The sequence below is a fragment of the Pseudomonas sp. 43NM1 genome, assembly GCF_002836905.1.
Lineage (GTDB): Bacteria > Pseudomonadota > Gammaproteobacteria > Pseudomonadales > Pseudomonadaceae > Aquipseudomonas > Aquipseudomonas prosekii.
On the sequence record NZ_MKGS01000008.1, the window covers coordinates 1 to 17995 of the forward strand.

Below are 17995 nucleotides of genomic sequence, written 5' to 3' on the forward strand. Positions count from 1 at the left end.
TTTTTGAAGACGCTCCGAGACCCAACGGGGGCAAGCCCCCTCGCCACAGGGCCCCCTCGCCACGGGTTTAATGTCAGCCAATGACTACGTGTGGTGAATCTCGCGATCCTTGGTTTCCGGCATGAAGAAAATCCCCAGTACCGCCGTCATCACCGCGATCACAATCGGGTACCACAACCCGTAGTAGATATCCCCCGTGGCCGCGACCATCGCGAACGCCACCGTCGGCAGGAACCCACCAAACCAGCCGTTGCCGATGTGATACGGCAGCGACATCGAGGTGTAGCGAATCCGCGCCGGAAACAGTTCCACCAACCATGCGGCAATCGGCCCGTAAACCATGGTCACGTAGATCACCAGAATCGTCAGCAGCAGTAACACCATCGGGTAATTGGTTTTCGCCGGGTCAGCTTTTTCCGGATAACCGGCCTCTTTCAGCGCACCGCTCAGGGTCGCGGTGAAGGCGTCGTTGCGGGTTTTGAAGTCTGCGGCGGCGAGGCTGCTGCCTTCGAAGCTCGGGATCATCCGATCGCCGATCCGTACCTGGGCAACGGTGCCGGGCTCGGCGGTTTCATTTTTGTAAGGGATCGCGCGTTTCGCCAGCAAGGTTTTCGCCAAGTCGCAGGAACTGGTGAATTTGGCTTTGCCCACCGGGTCGAACTGGAACGAGCACTGCTCGGGATCCGCGATCACCGTCACCGGATTTTTCTCCTGTGCAATGAACACGTCCGGATTGCCGTACTGGGTCAGCGCGTGGAAGATCGGAAAGTACGTCAGCGCCGCGAGAATACAGCCGGCCATGATGATGCCCTTGCGACCGATGCGGTCCGACAGACTGCCGAAAATCACAAAGAACGGCGTGCCGATCAGCAGCGAACCGGCGATCAACAGGTTGGCAGTCTGCGGGTCGATCTTCAGCGTCTGCAACAGGAAGAACAGCGCGTAGAACTGCCCGGTGTACCACACGACCGCTTGACCGGCGGTGCCGCCGAGCAACGCCATGATGACGATTTTGAGGTTGTCCCAACGGGCGAAAGATTCGGTCAGCGGCGCCTTCGAGGCTTTGCCTTCGGCCTTCATTTTCAGGAACACCGGCGACTCGCTGAGTTGCAGGCGGATGTACACCGAGACGATCAGCAGCAGGATCGACAGCAGGAACGGAATCCGCCAGCCCCAAGCCTCGAACGCTTCGGTGCCCAGCACAGTGCGGCAGGCGAGGATCACCAGCAGCGACAGAAACAGCCCCAGCGTTGCGGTGGTTTGAATCCACGAAGTGAAAAAGCCGCGGCGTCCTTTCGGTGCATGTTCGGCGACGTAAGTCGCCGCGCCGCCATACTCACCGCCCAGCGCCAGGCCTTGCAGCAGGCGCAGGGTGATCAGGATGATCGGCGCCGCGACGCCAATGGTCGCGTAGCCGGGGAGGAAACCGACGATGGCGGTCGAGATGCCCATGATCACAATGGTGATGAGGAAGGTGTGCTTGCGCCCGATCATGTCGCCCAGGCGGCCAAACACAATCGCCCCGAACGGCCGCACCGCGAAACCGGCGGCGAAGGCGAGCAGGGCAAAGATGAACGAGGTGGTTTCGTTGACGCCGGCAAAGAAGTGCTTGGCGATGATCGCCGCGAGGGAGCCGTATAAATAGAAGTCGTACCATTCGAACACGGTGCCCAGCGAGGAGGCGAAGATCACCTTGCGCTCCTCTTTGGTGATCCCGTGATTGGGCGCGCTGCCCGTGGTGGTGTTGTCAATTGCGGCCATGGGTCTTCTCCGTCTTGCTCTTGTTGTAGGCCGGAGCACCTCACACCCTTATTGCCGCACCCAGGCCCTGGGGCTGATGACATTGGATTGCGCGAAGCAGGGAAGCGGACAAACCGCGCATTGCTGCGAAGTTTCCTAAAGCATAATCAGCTTCGCGCAAATATCCACTCGGCCACTTCAAACAGCGGAATTGACAGGAAAACCTGCTGGATGGGAACGATCATTAGGGGGGAAACCTGTGGGAGCCGAGCCTGCTCGCGATGGCGGTTCATCAGCCAGCAATGATGCTGAATGTACCGCCGCCATCGCGAGCAAGCTCGGCTCCCACAGGTTATCTATCGCTGGGATTCCGAGGTCTGGCATAAATCCCTTGTGGGAGTGAGCCTGCTCGCGATGGCGGTCTATCAGCCAGCAATGATGCTGAATGTACCGCCGCCATCGCGAGCAAGCTCGGCTCCCACAGGTTATCTGTTGCTGGGACCCCGAGGCCTGGCACCAATTCCCTGTGGGAGGGGAGGTTTGAATCAGACCCGGAACTGGTCCATGAGGCTCTGCTGCTGGTTGGCCAGGGTGTTCAGCGATTGACTCACTCGCGCCGATTCATTGGCCTGGCCGGACAGCGATTCGGTGACGTCGCGGATGGTTGCGACGTTGTTGTTGATCTCCTCGGCCACCGCGCTTTGTTCCTCGGCGGCGCTGGCGATTTGCAGGTTCATGTCGGTAATCACCGTCACCGCATCGCCGATCTGGCGCAGCGCGGTCACGGCTTGGCCGACTTGCTCGACGCTGCTCTGCGCCTGGCGATGGCTGTTGTTCATCGAACCGACCACTTCCTGCGTGCCGTTTTGCAACTGCTCGATCACCAGACGGGTTTCCTCGACCGACTCCTGCGTGCGCCGCGCCAGGTTGCGCACTTCATCGGCCACCACGGCAAAACCACGTCCGGCCTCACCGGCGCGCGCCGCTTCGATGGCCGCGTTGAGCGCCAGCAGGTTGGTCTGCTCGGCGATGGCGCGAATCACTTCCAGCACCGAACCGATCTTCTCGCTGTTCGCCGCCAGCCCTTCAACTTGCACCATCGCCGCGCTCATGTCGGCGGCGAGGTGGTCGATGCTCGCGGTGGTGCGGTCGATCACGGTCAGGCCCTGACGCGTTGCTTCGTCTGCATCCCGCGCGGCATGCGCCGCTTGCGCAGCGCTGCGGGCGACGTCCTGGGCGGTGGCGCTCATTTCGTGGGACGCGGTGGCGACCTGATCGACTTGGCGGTATTGCTGCTCCATGCCGGCGCTGGTCTGGGTGGCGATGGCGGAAGACTGGTCGGCGGTGCTGCGCGCGTCCTGCACCGAGCGTTTCACCTCGGCAATGATCGGTTGCAGCTTGTCGAGGAAACGGTTGAACCAACCGGCCAACTGACCGAGTTCGTCCTTTTTGTCGTAAGCCAACCGGCGGGTCAAATCACCTTCGCCGCTGGCGATGTCTTCAAGCATGTGCGCCACGCCGAGGATCGGCCGGGTCACGCTGCGCGCCATCAGCCACACCAGCAGCAAACCGATCAACGCCGCGAGAACGCCGAGGCCGAGCTCCATCAGGGTGCCCGCGCGGTTGCTTTCATCGAGCTGTTTTTTCAGCGCTTCGGCCGGGCCGACCAAGACTTTTTCCGGCACGTCGAGCAACACGCCCCACGACTTGCCATCCGGAATCGGCTGGAACGGCGCCAGCACTTTCAGTTGTCCGTTGTTGTGCAGGCTTTCGGTGTTGCTGCTGGCGGCGAGTCGGCGGATCAGCTCGGCGCCGTTGACGTTGTCGACGGCGTCCAGGCGTTGGCTGAGCTTGCTGGCGTCGGCGCTGTAACCGGCGAGCAGGCCGACCGGGCTGAGGATGCTGACGTGGGTCTGGCCGTCGTAGAGCTTTTTGCTCGCGCCGACGCTGATCGCTTGCAGGCTGTTGAGGTTGATGTCGACCGACAGCGAGGCGATGACTTTGCCGTTGACCATCAGCGGAAACACAATGCTGGTCATCAGCACATTCTGGCCGTCGATGACGTAGAAATACGGCTCGATCACGCACGGCTTGAGCGTGGTGCGCGGGCAGGTGAACCAGGCGTTGGCGGCCTGACCGCTGGGGCCGGTGCTGATGTCGGCCATGTCGCTTTCGGGCAGCGACATCGAGGTCAGTTTGCCGGCGGTCGGTTGCGACCAGTACAAGGCAAAACGGCCCTTGTCGTTGCTGCCGAGTTCAGCCTGACCGGCGAACAATTCATCCTTGCCGTCCAGCGCATTGGCTTCAAACACCAGCGACAAACCGAGCAGTTCCGGATTGGCTTGCAGCGCGGCTTTGACCTGACGGGTCAGGTCTTCGCGCAGGTCGAAGGCGTCGAGAAAACGCTTCTCGGCCTGCTCGCGCAAAAACAGCACCTGGCGCGAGAAGCCGTGGCCGTATTGATAGGCGTCCATGAACTGCTGACGAATGTTCAGGGCCTGGTTTTCACCTTGGGATTCGATCCGCGCCTGGGCCGATTCGGTGAGCATCTGCATGCTCGACGCCTTCACCAGCGCAGAGCTGTGCTCCATGCGATACAACGAAAGACCCACCAGAAGCGTCACGATACCCGCCAGGCAAAGCCCGGCCAGCAGGGTGATCTTCCATTGGATGGAGAGCTGTCTGAGCGACATGAAAAGGCGTCCTTATTCGATATTTATCTGAGACTTTGCACTGTAACGGCCACGATTCGGCTTTCTTAAGGACAAATCCAATCTGTAGGAGCGAGGCTTGCCCGCGAAGGTGGCGGCACATTCAGCATTCATGTTGACTGACACACCGTCTTCGCGGGCAAGCCTCGCTCCTACAGAGCGCGGTCAGGTGATCGCAAGCTGTTACACATTTCCGGACCATGTGCGCTTTGACACCGACGCCACTCTGCGGCACAGTGCGCGCCCTCTAATAAAACCCATTCCTTTATTCCGCTGGCGGCGCTTTGCGAACTGCCGGGCGGTGTCATTTCGCATGCCCAGAGGTAACGATGATTAATGCTGTAATTGCCGCGGTCGGCGTCATGCTGGTGCTCAGCCTGTCCCGCGTGCATGTGGTGATCGCGCTGATCGTCGGCGCGCTGGTGGGTGGCCTGACCGGTGGCCTGGGCATCGACGCCACGCTCAAAGCCTTCAACAGCGGGCTCGGCAATGGCGCCACAGTCGCTTTGTCCTACGCCTTGCTCGGCGCTTTCGCCGTGGCGATTGCCAAATCCGGCCTCGCCCACGCGCTGGCCGACAAAGCCCTGCTGATGGTTGACCGCCAACATGCCAGCGGTGGCCGCCAGGTCAAATGGCTGCTGATTGGCCTGTTGTGGGTGGTGGCGATCGCTTCGCAGAACATCCTGCCGATACATATCGCGTTTATTCCGTTGCTGGTGCCGCCGCTTTTATACGTGCTGACCAAGCTGCAACTGGACCGACGCTTGATCGCCTGCGTCATGACCTTCGGCCTGATCACCCCGTACATGGTCTTTCCGGTCGGTTTCGGCAACATCTTCCTCAACCAGATTCTGCTGGCCAACGTCAGCAAGAGCGGGGTCGATATCAGCCACATCAACGTCATGCACGCTATGGCGATTCCGGCGATGGGGATGGTTTTCGGCTTGCTGGTGGCGGTGTTTTTCAGCTACCGGAAAAAACGCGTCTACGACCTGGCGAAGATCGAGCAAGTCGAGCAGGTCAGCGTTGCCTACAACCCGATGACCCTAGGCATTGCCGGGCTGGCGATTGCCGCGGCGTTCATCATTCAGTTGCTGCTGGATTCGATGATCATCGGCGCGTTGGCCGGGTTTCTGATTTTCTCGGTGTCGGGGATTGTGAAATGGCGTGAGACCGACGACCTGTTCACCGAAGGCATGAAAATGATGGCGATGATCGGTTTCATCATGATCGCCGCGTCGGGTTTTGCCGAAGTGCTCAAGGCCACCGGGCAGGTGCGCACGCTGGTCGAAAGCGCGGCGGCGTGGATCGATCACAGCAAAGCCATCGGCGCGCTGCTGATGTTGCTGGTCGGCCTGATGGTGACGATTGGCATCGGTTCGTCGTTTTCCACGGTGCCGATTCTCGCGGCGATTTTTGTGCCGCTGTGCGTGCAACTGGGCTTCAGCCCGATGGCGATTGTGTGCATCGTCGGCACGGCCGGTGCCTTGGGCGACACTGGTTCGCCGGCCTCGGATTCGACCCTCGGGCCGACATCGGGCCTGAACATCGATGGCCAGCACCATCACATCTGGGACACCGTGGTCCCGACGTTCCTGCACTACAACCTGCCGCTGCTGGCGTTCGGCTGGGTGGCGGCGATGGTCCTGTAACCCCGCGCGATCCTGCTTTTGTGGCGAGGGGGCTTGCCCCCGTTCGACTGCGCAGCCGTTGTAAAACCTGCCAATGCGGTTTTCCTGAAGATATGTTGGGGGGCGCTGCGCGACCCAACGGGGGCAAGCCCCCTCGCCACAGAGTCTCGCTCCTGCAGGGGCTGCGGCGGATGACGATTCAACTTTTGATCCGGCCGGCCGTTAACGCCTTTAACCTCGCCTATAAAATCAAAAAGAGTGAACCGTCATGCGCATGAGCCTGAAGGCTAAAGTCCTGTCCCTTGCCGTTCTCCCGGTGCTGCTTTTTGCCTTGATCATCAGCTTGACCACGCTGTTCATCCTTCAAGATCAGGCGCGCAAAGAGGTCGAGGACACCCGGCAAAACCTGCTCAATGACGCCAAAGCCACACTGCAAAGCTACGTCGCCGTGGCCATGACCACGATCAAACCGCTCTACGACGCGGCCGCCCCCGGCGATGACGCGGCGCGCGCGCAAGCGATCAAATTGCTCTCGAGCATCACCTACGGCAAGGACGGCTACTTCTTCGGCTACGACTCCAACACCGTGCGCCTGTTCAAGGCCAACAGCCCCGAAGGCGTCGGCCAAAGCTTCAAGGACAACCGCGACCCGAACGGCGTCTACGTCAACCGCGACCTGGTGAAAGTCGCCAAGGACGGCACCCACTATCTGCAATACAGCTCGCCGCTGCCGGGCAATACGCAAGTGCTGGTGCCCAAACTCGGCTACACCGACTACTTGGCGAAGTGGGACATGGCGGTCGGCACCTCGGTCAACCTTGACGGCATCGAAGCGCAAGTCGCGCTGGTCGAAACCAAGATTGCCGAGCGCATGGAAGGCGTGGTGCTGAGCATCATCGGCATCGCTGTGGTGGTGTTGCTGGTGATTGCCGCGGTCGGCATGCTCCTGGCCAACACCATTTTGCGTCCGCTGAACCTGATGAAAGCCAACCTCGACGACATCGCGGCCGGCGAGGGCGACCTGACCCGGCGCCTGACCATCACCAGCGATGACGAACTCGGGCAGCTGGCCGGCTCGTTCAACCGCTTCGTTGACAAGATCCACGGACTGGTGCGCCAGATCACCGAAATGACCTCGCAATTGACCGGGCTGGTGAATCAGGTTTCCGATCAGGCGCAGCGCTCGGATCAAGCGATGGAACGTCAGCGCCACGAAACCGATCAGGTCGCCACGGCGATCAACCAGATGTCCGCCGCCGCGCAGGAAGTGGCGAAAAGTGCACAAAACGCTGCGGTCGCCGCCCAGCAAACCGACGCCGAAGGCCAGGCCGCCAAACGCGTGGTGGCCGGCAGCATCGTCAAAATCCATGCTTTGGTCGATGACATTCGCAGCAGCGGCGTGTCGCTCGACAGCCTGCAAAAAGACGTGTCGTCGATCGTCAGCGTGCTTGGGGTGATCCGTTCGATCGCCGAGCAAACCAACCTGCTGGCGCTCAACGCGGCTATCGAAGCCGCCCGCGCCGGTGAGGCTGGACGCGGTTTTGCAGTGGTCGCCGACGAAGTACGAGCACTGGCCAGCCGCACGCAAATCAGTACTCAGGAAATTCAGGGGATGATCGACCGCTTGCAGGCCGGCACCCAATCGGCGGTGGAAGCGATGCGCCGTTCCAGCGAGGCCGGCGACGGCACCTCGGCGCAGGCCAACGAAGCGGGCGCTTCGCTGGACGCGATGGCGCAACTGATCGGCACCATCAACTCAATGAACGCCCAGATCGCCAGCGCTGCCGAAGAACAAACTGCGGTGGCCGAAGAGATCAACCGCAGCGTGCATCAAATTGCCGTGGCAGTAGACAGTGTGGCGGACGAAACCCAACTCGGCGCGCAGACCTCGCGCAGCCTGGCGGATTTGGGTCAACGCCTCGGTAAATTGGTCGGCCAGTTCCGCATCTGATATCAACAAAACCTGCAGGAGCAAAGCTTGCTCGCGATGGCGTCCTCGAAATCGCCATCGCGGGCAAGCCATGCTCCTACAGGGCGGCGGGCAGTCTCAAATCCGCCACGAAGGTCACGACCATCGACCGTGGGAGCAAAGCTTGCTCGCGATGGCGTCCTCGAAATCGCCATCGCGGGCAAGCCATGCTCCTACAAACGCGATTTGCATCGCTGTTACGGCCTGTCCCAGTACGGCACTGCACCAAAACATTCGACAAAATAATCAATCACGGTCCTGACCTTCACCGACAACCGCCGACTGCCTGGCCACAGGACGGCGATCTGCTGCGGTTCGAGGCTGTTGGACACTTGATACTCCCCGAGCACCGGCACCAATGTGCCGGCGCGCACCGCTTCGCCGATCAGCCATGACGGAAACATCACTAGCCCCAGGCCTTGTTCGGCGGCTTGGGTGAGGGTGTCGGCGTGGTTGCCGGTGAGCGGGCCTTTGACCGAGTACGGCGTCCAGTCCTGTTGCTCGCGGCGGAAGAACCAGCGCTGCTGGCCGGTCACTCCTTTGTAGGCCAGGCATTGATGCTGGGCGAGGTCGGCGGGGTGTTGCGGGATGCCGTGACGTTGCAGGTACGCCGGGCTGGCGGCGACCTGGAAGCGATGCGGCGCGAGGATGCGCGCCTGCATGCTTGAGTCGTGCAGCGTGCCGATGCGAAACAGCAGGTCGGCGCCTTCCTGCAACGGGTCGACGTAGCTGTCGGTTTGCTGGATATCCAGTTGCAGCTTCGGGTAGCGCTCGCACAGATGCCCGAGCCACGGCGTCAGATGCCGCTGGCCAAACACCACCGGCGCGTTGATGCGCACCAGTCCGCTGGGTTCGCTTTGCTGTTCTTGCAAGGCTTGTTCGGCTTCTTCGAGTTGCGCCAGCACCAGCCGCGCGTGATGCCCGAGCATGCGTCCGGCCTCCGTCGGCGTGACGGCGCGGGTGTGGCGGTAGAGCAATTGTTGGCTGAGGGCCTGTTCCATCAGCTGGATTTGCCGCGAGATCGAGGAGGGCGCCAAGCCTTCGCGGCGGGCGACTTCGGAGAAACTGCCGTGGTCGAGCACGGCGACAAACAGCCGAAGTGCCTTGAATCCGAGTTCGTTGAGCCCGTGCATGGAAGATCCTGCTGTGCGAGTTGCGCAAAAGTGTTGTCCGGATGCTCCCATTTATCGCAAAGGATCGCCAGCCGATAATGCGCGCCACTTTGCAGATCCGCAGAATTGCTCTTGTGGCGAGCGAGCTGTTGCGGCAAATCAGCTGTTGTGGCGAGCGAGCTTGTTTGCCACTGCTCATGAGCAAGCCGGCTTTTGTGGATCTGCGCTTTCACTGACTGGCAGGATTTCTTATGCAATCTTCTTCAATCGATACCGCGGCGGCCCCAGCGGCACCCGCGACCAAACCGGGGCTGCGGCTGTTGCTGTTGCCGCTGGTGATTCTGGCCGGCATGGGCCTTTCCGTGGAGGCCGGTTTGCTCGGGCCGCTCGGGGTTCAGGTCGGGCATTTGTGGGCGACCCTGAGCATCTTCGGCGTTGGCTCGGCGATTCTGTTTTTACTGTTGCTGTTCAGCGGCAAACAACAAGGCCCGGCGCTCAGCGAGTTGCCACGCTGGCAGTTGATCGGCGGAATTCTCGGGCCGATCTACGTGGTGGTGCTGACCTTGGCCACGCCGCACATCGGCGTCGCCATGACCATGATCGCGATCCTCTCCGGACAAGTCGGCAAAAGCGTGCTGATCGACCATTTCGGCTGGTTCGGCACCGCGCGCAAAAAGGTCAACGGTGAACGCTGGCTGGCGTTGCTGCTGATTGTCGCGGCACTTGTTCTGATCGCTCGGGGTTAATGATGAATCTGATTATTTTGTTGGCAGTGGTCGTGGCTGCCGGTGCGGTGCTGAGCATCCAGGCAGCGATCAACGGCCGTCTCGGCGAGAGCGTCGGGGTGTTGCGCAGCAGTCTGCTGACCTTCGCGGTCGGCGCTGTGGTCACCAGTTTGTTGATCCTGTTTTTCGAACCGGCGCATGCCGTGAGCCTGCTGGACGTGCCGAAATGGCAACTCAGCGGCGCGTTGTTCGGCGTGATCTACATGATCGTCATGGTCGGCGCCGTGCCGCGAGTCGGCACAGCCGTAGCGACCGTGGCGGTGATCCTCGGCCAGTTGGGCATGGGCATGTTGATCGACAGTTTCGGCTGGCTCGGCAACCCGGCAATCGAATTGTCCGGCAGCCGCATCGTCGCGATGGTGTGCCTGGCGCTGGCGCTGGTGTTCATGTATCGCAGCAGCACCCGAACCCAGGCCTGAGCGCCTGACTTGAGCAAGTGATTGGCGACTGCTGCGCAGCCGAACGCAGCTTCGCGGGCTCGGCAGTTGCTGCATGAGCTTCTACACTGGGGATACGGTGCACATTCGTTGCACCGGACGACCATCACAATGGAGTCCGCCCCATGACCGACAGTGAAAGTACCTGCGACTGCCCCAAATGCTCGTGCAAGCTAGGCGAGCATCCCATCGCGCGGCACGGCAAGCATTACTGCTGCGAAGCCTGCGCCAAGCATCATGAAGACGGTGAAGCGTGTTCGAGCAAAGGCTGCAAGTGCTCGCAAAAGTAGCCGTCAGATACAGCCTTCAGGCAAACGCCAGATGCAAAAAGTGGAGCCATCCGGGCTCCACTTTTTGTATCTGACGTCCTTGTCTCCCTGAGTGTCTTTTACTTCGCCGGTCGCCAAAAGACGTTCTCGACGCCGAATTTCTCCGCCAGCGGCTTACTGGTCTTTTGCACTTTTTCGCGGCCGAACCTGGGGATTCGCCCAACCCCGGCGTCGCAGCTTGCCCAATGCCACGCCTCGGCGTTATCCATCTTGTCCAGACGAATAATGAAAGACTTGGGAACGCCATGAAGGGTGTATTCAATGACGAAGAGTTTTGCGTTGTTCATAAAGCCCGTATTCCTCCCTGTAGTAATAGAGGGATCGTTGGCGGCGCTGAAAATTCAGTCTGATTGTCAGACGGTGACATCGCTGGCGACACGCCGGGCGCGCCGTTACCATGGCGATTCCCGCCAACCCCAATGAACGTTGCCCATGGCCCTCGCCGCACCGCCCGATTTGAGTGACACCGATGTGCCGGTGCAACCGCTGGCGCGCACCTATCCGCGCGGCTTGTTCATCGAGCCGCACGCGCATGTGTGGGGGCAGTTGTTATACGCCATGAGCGGCGTGATGTGGGTCGAAACCCCGCACGAAGCGCTGGTGGTGCCGCCGCAACGCGCGGTGTGGCTGCCGCCCGGCGTGCCGCATGGGATTCGCGTGGTGTCGGACCTGCAGATGCGCAATATCTACCTGCGCCCGGCGCTGGCGGCGACGCTGGATGATCGGGTGCAGGTGATCGAAGTCGGCGGGTTGCTGCGTGAATTGATTGTCGGGTTGGTGGAGCAGGGCGATCAATCTGCGCAGCCAGCAGCAGACGCGCCGCAATATTACGAAGCGCTGGTGAGTCTGGCGTTGCTGGAGCTGCAGCGTGCCAAGCGTTCGATGCTGAAGATTCCCTTGCCGGACGATTCTGACAGGCGCTTGCTCAATCTGTGTCAGGCGGTCATGGCGGCGCCGTCGCTGGATATCTCGTTTGAACAACATGCGGAAAATACCGGGGCCAGCGTGCGCACGCTGGCGCGTTTGTTCAAGGAGGGCCTGGGCATGGGCTTCGCCGAATGGCGGCGCCAGGTGCAATTGGCGACGGCGGTGGCGGAGTTGATTCAGGGCGTGGCGGTCAGCACAATTGCCCGCGAACTGGGCTATTCGCCGAGCAGTTTCAGCGACATGTTCCGCCGCGAACTGGGTGTGGCGCCGTCGCAGTTCATGACCAATCGCTGACCCCCTGTAGGAGTGAGCTTGCTCGCGATAGCGGTTTTAATTTCGGCAGAGATGTTGATTGATCGACCGCAATCGCGAGCAGGCTCACTCCTACAGGGGGTTGTGGCTTGGCAGGATTTTGGCCGATAGCCAGAAGCCCTTGGCCGATTGCTTTCGCGACCCTTCTTTAGACTCTGCGCATTCCCCCAATCAATGCCACGGAGTCTGTCATGAACTACCTCATCTCGCTGGCCATCGGCCTCGGCGTTGGCCTGCTGTATGGCGCGCTGAATTTCCGCTCGCCGGCGCCTCCGGCGATTGCGCTGGTGGGATTGCTGGGCATGTTGGCCGGCGAGCAGTTGTGGCCGGTGGGCCGGCAGTGGGTCGCCGGTTGGATCTCCTGAACATCCTTCGCTCAATCAATGGAAGCTCGCGATGAAAGCTCTGCAATTCGACAACACCGGCGACCTCTCGGCCCTGCGCTACGTCGAGGTGCCCACCCCGATGCCTGGCGCCGATGAAGTGCTGGTGCAAATCAAGGCTGCCGGTCTCAACCCCAGCGATGTAAAAAACGTGCTCGGGCGTTTCCCTTACACCACACTGCCGCGAATTCCCGGTCGGGATTTCGCCGGGGTGGTGGTGGAAGGTCCGCAAGCGTTGATCGGTCAGGACGTCTGGGGCACCGGGCGGGAGCTGGGGTTTTTCGCTGACGGTTCGCATGCGCAATTCGTCAAGTTGCCGGCCAACGGCGTGGCGCTGAAACCGACGCACCTGAGTTTCGCCCAGGCCGCCAGCCTCGGCGTGCCATACACCACGGCGTGGGATGCGCTGGAACGCAGTCTGGTGACGGCGGGCACGCGTTTGTTGGTGATCGGCGGCGGGGCGGTCGGCACTGCGGCGCTGGCATTGGCCAAGGTGCGGGGCGCGCAGGTATTGGCGGCGGCGCGGCGGGTCGAGCAGGTCGAGGCGTTGCAGGCTCAGGGTTACCAGACGTTGCAACTGGACAAACCTGAAGACCTTGGCGCGCAGGTCAATGCGGTTTTTGCCGGCGGCGCCGAGGTGATTTTCGACACCACCGGTTTCTGGTTGCCGGCCTCGGTCGCGGCGCTGGCAGTGTTCGGACGCATCGCGATCATTGCGGCGCCGGTAGACGGCCACGTGCAATTGCCAGCGCTGGCGTTGTATCGCAAGGGCGGTTCGGTGGTCGGGATCAATTCGTTGTTGTACGGGGTAGCGGAATGCGCGGCGATGCTGGACCAGTTCGGCAAGTTCTTTGATCAGGGTTTGCTGCCATTGCCGCAAGGGCTGGTGGAATCACCATTGGCCGAGGGCGTGGCGCGATATGCCGAAGTGAACGCGGGTGCGGGTGACAAAGTGATATTGCTGCCCTGACTGATAGCTGGGTTGCCTGATCTGACGCAATCGCGAGCAAGCTCGCTCCCACAGGGAGATCTTCGGAGGGCACAGATTTTGTGTCCAACACAGATCAATTGTAGGAGCGAGGCTTGCCCGCGAAAGCGGTGTGTCAGGCACGGTGATGTTGGATGTGCTGGCCCAATCGCGAGCAGGCTCACTCCTACAGGGGGGCTTCGGTGGACACAGATTTTGTGTTCTACACAGATCAATTGTAGGAGTGAGCTTGCCCGCGAAAGCGGTGTGTCAGGCACGGTGATGTTTGATGTGCTGGCCTCATCGCGAGCAGGCTCACTCCTACAGGGGATCTTTGGTGGGCACAGATTTTGTGTTCAACACAGATCAATTGTAGGAGCGAGGCTTGCCCGCGAAAGCGGTGTGTCAGGCACGGTGATGTTGGATGTGCTGGCCTCATCGCGAGCAGGCTCACTCCTACAGGGGATGTGTGGTGGACACAGATTTTGTGTCCAACATCGATCACCCTGTGGGAGCGAGCTTGCTCGCGATGGCGTCCTGAAGTCGGACTCAGGACTCAGGCCTCAGGCACACCTTTCTCCCACGCCGACCAGTTTTTCAAAATGTCCTGCACCAGCGGATTGCCGGTGCGGTAGAGGTTTTCCAGCGCAGGCACGAAGCCGCCCTGGTCGGCGTATTTCAGCAGATTGTCCACTTCGCTTTGCCCTGGCGCCGGGCGGTCGAAGTCGGAACCGGCGCGCACCACGGCCAGTCGCTGCACGTCCACCAGCCCTTCACGACTGGCGCGCAGCAGCGCTTCGTACGTCGAGTTGTCTTCCTGCTGCGTCGTGCAGTATTCACCTTTGTTGTCCGTCAGCAACTGGGTCCACACCTCGGCGCGTTCACTCAAACGTGTGCCGGAGAACCAGGTATTGCCCGCCAACGTATCGCATTTAGTCACCACCGGCGGTTGATTAGCCGGGGCTGACGGGTATTTCAAACGCCATGCCGCCGACTCTTTGCTCTCGCTCAATTCAACCTTGTGCGACAGCGCAAATGCCTTGGCCTGCAGCTTCGGATTGAGCTCGAACACTTCAGTCTTGTAGTCCAGCGGCGGCTTCTGGTTCGGGCCTTGGGTGTTGATGCCGATGTAACCGGTCGGCCAGTCTTTCGGCGCGTCACGCGAATCGATCTCCCATTGCGTGCCGAATTCCACCAGGTAATGCGCCCATGCAGCAGTGCCGATGGTCCCGTGCTTCGGGCTGATCCCGGCAATCCCTGCGATCAGGAAATAGCTTTTGCGCAGATCGAATTTCGGCGACAGCGCCAGCGCCAAGGTCGATGCAGCGGCGTTGGTCTGGCCCATGCCGGTCACCATCAAACACACCTGCTGCGTATTGCAGCGAATGTTCGGGTACTCGGCGGACAGGCCCGGCACGCGCACCTCTTGCGTGAGCTGCAGGCGATCAATCCAGTTTTGCGCCTCAGGGGCGAACATCGCGATCAGCATCACTTTCGGCTGAATCGGTGCTTCAGCGGCCCACGCGGTTGAACTGAGAAAAGCGCCGCAAGCCAAGCCAACGGACAGAGAAAGACGCGTCATTGCTTTCATAAAAACCTCCTTAGAATTGATAACCGATACCGGCGTAATAACCCCAGCCATCCGAGCGCGCGCGGAAATCGCCGTCGCCGAAATTCAGTTCGCTGCCATCCTCCCAGTTACCGCCGTTGTGGAAGTAACGGCCGACCAGGGTGAAGCGCAGGTGGGTGAACGAGTACAGCAAGACGTTGGTGGCGACGGTGGCGTTGGCGGTTCGCGCCGGATTGTCCTTGTGCAAGTCCGAGCCGAAATCGAAATTGGTGAAGCCGATGTAAGTCAGCGATGCGCCGTTGCTGAAGCTGCTGATCGGCACGATGTATTTCAGCTGGGCGCGGTAGCCGTCCCAGGAATACTCGTTGCTCGCCCCGTAACTTTCCCACTGATAACGACCGTAAAGGTTCGCCGACAGATTGACCCGCGAGTGCGTGTCGATGTCCGTGCCCAAACCGCTGTACAGCGTGTTGCTGCGGTTGCGCGTGTTGCTGCCGTGGTCGTAGATCCAGTCGAACGCCACGTACCATTCCTTGAACGGCCCGATGGCCAGGCTGCGGCCGGCGAGGTAGTCGATGGAGATGCGCGGTTCGTGTTCCATGAACAGCGGTGAACCGTGGTCCCACGCGCCTTTGTCATTGCTGTTGCCGATGTCGAAAATCTTCGGAATGTCGATGTAGCCGTACAACTCGAACGGCCCCTTGCGCCCGAAGTATTCGTACTCCAGGTACACATCGTCGGTGGGTTGCGGGCCGAAACTGATGTCCTTGCTGCCGATCACCGTCAGGTCCTGGTTGAACCAGTCCGACAGGTACGCGCCTTTTTTCGGCGGGCTGGCCTCGACACTCAGCGCTTCGCCCTGGGCGGATTCATCGGGGAGGGTGGGCTGCGCTAAAACGGTGCTGCTGAGTAGTCCTGTAACGCTGGCCAGTAGCAAGGAAACAGCGACAGTGCGCGAGCAAGTCACGCGGCTGGACGTGTGGTGCATTAAAAGTCCCTTTTCGTGCGAATCGAAGGCCCGTGTTTTCGGGCTTGCGCGGTTATGTAGCGAAAACGCCGTGATCGGCGACTCGCAAACGTTTGCACAACTCATACCAATTATTTCAATTGCATGAAAAATCACGGGAATCGGGGCTTTTGTTGTCGCTTCGGTCAATCCAGAAAACTTGCCTGAAAACACACTGCTTTTCTGTGGGAGCGAGCGTGCTCGCGATGGCGGTGGGTCAGGGAATTACAGCGCTGAATTGGACGATCGCCATCGCGAGCAAGCTCGCTGCCACAGGGGATAAAAGCCGCTTCATCACCAAAGTATTAATGCTAATTAACCCGCGCCAGACGCTGTCCCTTCGCCGGGCGTCTACTACCGTGGTTGAAGATTTGAACGGTTTACAACGCCGTCGCAGTCTTGATTTGCGTGTCGTCACTCACGGAAAACAACGCCGCTGTCACACGCCCTTCAAGGAAGAATGGTTAACCACGTAAAAGGAATTGCCCGTGGACTTGAGATCCGTCATCGCCCCGATTTCGCGCGTATCCCCACTTTTTCTTGCCGTACGCCTGAGCATTGTTGGCGTGTTTGTCGGGGTTGTCAGCCCGCAAGCGATGGCCGCGTGTACGCCCGCCAGCCCGACGGCGGGTGCGACGGTGACCTGTAGCGGCGTGCCGTCGTTGCCGCTGTTTCTCAACACCTTCTCCAGCGCGGTGAATGACCTCACCGTCAACGTCAATGCCGGCGCGCAACTCAACGCCACCCTGGGCGGGCAGGCGTTGACCCTCACGGGCAACAACATCACGTTGAACAACGCCGGGACCATTGACCCTTCGTTACTCGGCGCACTCAGCGTGTTAAGCACGGGCGCGGTCATCGGCAATACCGGCGCTTCGGTGGTCAACATCAGCAACGCCGCCACCGGGATCATTCGCGGTACCGGCGCCTTGCTGGGCGTCAACCTGGCCAGCCTCAACGGCATGGCGCTGAACCTCAGTAACGGCGTTGGCGGCAGCACCAACATCGTCAACAACGGCAGCCTCGGCTCGGTCTCTCTGGCGGGCCTGACGCTGTTTCCCGCCGACACGCCGATCGTCGCGGTCACTGGTGGTTCTCAAGTCAACGTGATCAACGCCGGCACAATCACTGGGCGCATGGCGTTCGAAACCTCGGCCAGCGGCAATACCTTCACCAACTCCGGCAACATCAGTGGCGGCGTGTCGATGGGGGCGGGCAGCACCAACACCTTCACCGCGATTACCGGTTCAACCATTTCCGCTGGCGGCGGCATCGGCCTGGCATTGGGCGGGCTGCTCGGCGTCAACCTGACCTTCGCACCGACCGGGCAGATTGACGGCGGCGCTGGCGGGGTCAACACGTTGACCCTGCAGAACCCGATTGGCCTCGGCGGCGGCACCACCGGGGCCGGCACGGTGTCCAGCGACAACTACGTCAACTTCAACAACCTGACGGTCAACAGCGGCACCTGGACGCTGCAAGGTCCGGTGGTCACCGGCAGCACCACGCTCAATGGCGGTATCGCCCAATTCAACAACAGCGCGGCGTTCGGCAGCGGCGTACTGACGGCCAATGGCGGCGGGTTGCAGGCGAGCACTGGCGGCTTGACCCTGAGCAACCTGATCAACCTCGGCGCCAGCGGTTTGCAACTGATGGGCAGCAACGCCGTTACGCTCGGCAACGTGATCAGCGGCAGCGGCGGCCTGACCAAGACTGGCACCGGCCAACTGATCCTCAATGGCGCCAATACCTATTTGGGCAGCACCACCCTCAACGGCGGCTCAGTGCAACTGGGCAATGATCAGGCGTTCAGCACCGGCACGGTCACCGTCGGCGGTTCGACCGTTCTGCAAGCGCCCGGCACTGTCACGCTGAACAATGCCTTGGTGCTCAACAGCGCGCTCGGCACTTCCGGCGTCGGCAGCCTAACCCTCGCGGGTGCGATCAGCGGCGCTGGCGGCATCTCGAAAAACGGCAGCGGCACCCTGGCGCTGACCGGCAACAACGCCAGTTACAGCGGCAGCACCGACCTCAATGCAGGCACCCTCAGCCTCGCCAACAACAATACGCTCGGCAGCGGTGCGTTGAACGTTAACGCGGCGGCCAACCTCGACAC

15 protein-coding genes and 3 pseudogenes are annotated in these 17995 nt (G+C 60.9%); 11 read left to right on the forward strand and 7 right to left on the reverse strand.

Annotated features, from left to right (window positions below):
- Positions 1 to 84: 84 nt before the first annotated feature.
- From BI292_RS02770 to BI292_RS29415, 3 genes and pseudogenes are all read right to left on the reverse strand, one after another.
- Positions 85 to 1761, reverse strand: a complete 1677-nt coding sequence (locus tag BI292_RS02770) for an MFS transporter (RefSeq protein ID WP_092279816.1) — start codon at positions 1759 to 1761, stop codon at positions 85 to 87.
- Positions 1762 to 2285: 524 nt separating this feature from the next.
- Positions 2286 to 3041 carry a methyl-accepting chemotaxis protein gene (locus tag BI292_RS29410; protein ID WP_371918703.1) on the reverse strand — a complete coding sequence of 252 codons (756 nt, stop codon included), beginning with the start codon at positions 3039 to 3041 and terminating at the stop codon, positions 2286 to 2288.
- Between the two features lie 102 nt (positions 3042 to 3143).
- Positions 3144 to 4433, reverse strand: a pseudogene (locus tag BI292_RS29415) (HAMP domain-containing protein); the annotation flags it as partial.
- Positions 4434 to 4783: 350 nt separating this feature from the next.
- Here BI292_RS29415 and BI292_RS02780 point away from each other — a divergent pair.
- The 3 genes and pseudogenes from BI292_RS02780 to BI292_RS29425 all read left to right on the forward strand — a co-directional run.
- Positions 4784 to 6103 carry a Na+/H+ antiporter family protein gene (locus BI292_RS02780; RefSeq protein ID WP_167370484.1) on the forward strand — a complete coding sequence of 440 codons (1320 nt, stop codon included), beginning with the start codon at positions 4784 to 4786 and terminating at the stop codon, positions 6101 to 6103.
- 253 nt (positions 6104 to 6356) lie between these two features.
- A pseudogene (locus BI292_RS29420) lies at positions 6357 to 7127 on the forward strand (cache domain-containing protein); the annotation flags it as partial.
- A gap of 339 nt (positions 7128 to 7466) precedes the next feature.
- A pseudogene (locus BI292_RS29425) lies at positions 7467 to 8033 on the forward strand (methyl-accepting chemotaxis protein); the annotation flags it as partial.
- A gap of 215 nt (positions 8034 to 8248) precedes the next feature.
- Here the strand turns inward: BI292_RS29425 and BI292_RS02790 are convergent.
- Complete coding sequence (locus BI292_RS02790) at positions 8249 to 9184, reverse strand: LysR family transcriptional regulator (RefSeq protein WP_101206908.1); 936 nt, start codon at positions 9182 to 9184, stop codon at positions 8249 to 8251.
- A 230-nt stretch (positions 9185 to 9414) separates the two neighbouring features.
- Between BI292_RS02790 and BI292_RS02800 the strand changes: the two genes are divergently transcribed.
- The 3 genes from BI292_RS02800 to BI292_RS02810 all read left to right on the forward strand — a co-directional run bounded on the left by BI292_RS02800 (position 9415) and on the right by BI292_RS02810 (position 10675).
- On the forward strand, positions 9415 to 9909 hold the full coding sequence (locus BI292_RS02800) for a DMT family transporter (protein WP_101206910.1): 495 nt from the start codon (positions 9415 to 9417) through the stop codon (positions 9907 to 9909).
- A gap of 2 nt (positions 9910 to 9911) precedes the next feature.
- Complete coding sequence (locus BI292_RS02805; RefSeq protein ID WP_101206917.1) at positions 9912 to 10367, forward strand: DMT family transporter; 456 nt, start codon at positions 9912 to 9914, stop codon at positions 10365 to 10367.
- A gap of 143 nt (positions 10368 to 10510) precedes the next feature.
- Complete coding sequence (locus tag BI292_RS02810; RefSeq protein WP_101206911.1) at positions 10511 to 10675, forward strand: metallothionein; 165 nt, start codon at positions 10511 to 10513, stop codon at positions 10673 to 10675.
- A gap of 98 nt (positions 10676 to 10773) precedes the next feature.
- Here the strand turns inward: BI292_RS02810 and BI292_RS02815 are convergent, their stop codons facing one another.
- Complete coding sequence (locus BI292_RS02815) at positions 10774 to 11001, reverse strand: DUF6555 family protein (protein WP_101206912.1); 228 nt, start codon at positions 10999 to 11001, stop codon at positions 10774 to 10776.
- A gap of 145 nt (positions 11002 to 11146) precedes the next feature.
- Between BI292_RS02815 and BI292_RS02820 the strand changes: the two genes are divergently transcribed.
- The 3 genes from BI292_RS02820 (at position 11147) to BI292_RS02830 (ending at position 13306) form a co-directional block, all read left to right on the forward strand.
- A complete protein-coding gene (locus BI292_RS02820) occupies positions 11147 to 11935 on the forward strand; it encodes a helix-turn-helix transcriptional regulator (RefSeq protein ID WP_092279834.1) in 789 nt (262 codons plus the stop codon).
- 209 nt (positions 11936 to 12144) lie between these two features.
- On the forward strand, positions 12145 to 12318 hold the full coding sequence (locus BI292_RS02825) for a DUF1427 family protein (RefSeq protein ID WP_101206913.1): 174 nt from the start codon (positions 12145 to 12147) through the stop codon (positions 12316 to 12318).
- Between the two features lie 31 nt (positions 12319 to 12349).
- The gene (locus BI292_RS02830) at positions 12350 to 13306 is read left to right on the forward strand and encodes a zinc-binding alcohol dehydrogenase family protein (RefSeq protein WP_101206914.1); all 957 of its coding nucleotides are present in this window, start codon (positions 12350 to 12352) and stop codon (positions 13304 to 13306) included.
- Between the two features lie 553 nt (positions 13307 to 13859).
- Here BI292_RS02830 and BI292_RS02835 read toward each other — a convergent pair.
- Complete coding sequence (locus tag BI292_RS02835) at positions 13860 to 14894, reverse strand: purine nucleoside permease (protein ID WP_101206915.1); 1035 nt, start codon at positions 14892 to 14894, stop codon at positions 13860 to 13862.
- 10 nt (positions 14895 to 14904) lie between these two features.
- Entirely contained in the window at positions 14905 to 15861 is a 957-nt protein-coding gene (locus BI292_RS02840) for a nucleoside-specific channel-forming protein Tsx (protein WP_101206916.1), read from the reverse strand.
- Positions 15862 to 16076: 215 nt separating this feature from the next.
- On the opposite strand from BI292_RS02840, the gene BI292_RS28745 reads away from it, so the two are divergent.
- Complete coding sequence (locus BI292_RS28745) at positions 16077 to 16355, forward strand: hypothetical protein (RefSeq protein ID WP_157831202.1); 279 nt, start codon at positions 16077 to 16079, stop codon at positions 16353 to 16355.
- A gap of 12 nt (positions 16356 to 16367) precedes the next feature.
- Positions 16368 to 17995, forward strand: a 1628-nt coding sequence (locus tag BI292_RS02845; RefSeq protein ID WP_256592606.1) for an autotransporter-associated beta strand repeat-containing protein, incomplete at its 3' end; no start/stop codon positions are given.

Excerpts from the sequence above, each read along its gene's own strand:
- BI292_RS29410 (WP_371918703.1), bottom strand. The coding sequence starts at position 3,041 with ATGGAGCAGCAATACCGCCAAGTCGATCAGGTCGCCACCGCGTCCCAC.
- BI292_RS02800 (WP_101206910.1), top strand. The coding sequence starts at position 9,415 with ATGCAATCTTCTTCAATCGATACCGCGGCGGCCCCAGCGGCACCCGCG.
- BI292_RS02830 (WP_101206914.1), top strand. The coding sequence starts at position 12,350 with ATGAAAGCTCTGCAATTCGACAACACCGGCGACCTCTCGGCCCTGCGC.
- BI292_RS02805 (WP_101206917.1), top strand. The coding sequence starts at position 9,912 with ATGAATCTGATTATTTTGTTGGCAGTGGTCGTGGCTGCCGGTGCGGTG.
- BI292_RS02770 (WP_092279816.1), bottom strand. The coding sequence starts at position 1,761 with ATGGCCGCAATTGACAACACCACCACGGGCAGCGCGCCCAATCACGGG.
- BI292_RS02840 (WP_101206916.1), bottom strand. The coding sequence starts at position 15,861 with ATGCACCACACGTCCAGCCGCGTGACTTGCTCGCGCACTGTCGCTGTT.
- BI292_RS02835 (WP_101206915.1), bottom strand. The coding sequence starts at position 14,894 with ATGAAAGCAATGACGCGTCTTTCTCTGTCCGTTGGCTTGGCTTGCGGC.
- BI292_RS02820 (WP_092279834.1), top strand. The coding sequence starts at position 11,147 with ATGGCCCTCGCCGCACCGCCCGATTTGAGTGACACCGATGTGCCGGTG.
- BI292_RS02825 (WP_101206913.1), top strand. The coding sequence starts at position 12,145 with ATGAACTACCTCATCTCGCTGGCCATCGGCCTCGGCGTTGGCCTGCTG.
- BI292_RS02810 (WP_101206911.1), top strand. The coding sequence starts at position 10,511 with ATGACCGACAGTGAAAGTACCTGCGACTGCCCCAAATGCTCGTGCAAG.
- BI292_RS02790 (WP_101206908.1), bottom strand. The coding sequence starts at position 9,184 with ATGCACGGGCTCAACGAACTCGGATTCAAGGCACTTCGGCTGTTTGTC.
- BI292_RS02815 (WP_101206912.1), bottom strand. The coding sequence starts at position 11,001 with ATGAACAACGCAAAACTCTTCGTCATTGAATACACCCTTCATGGCGTT.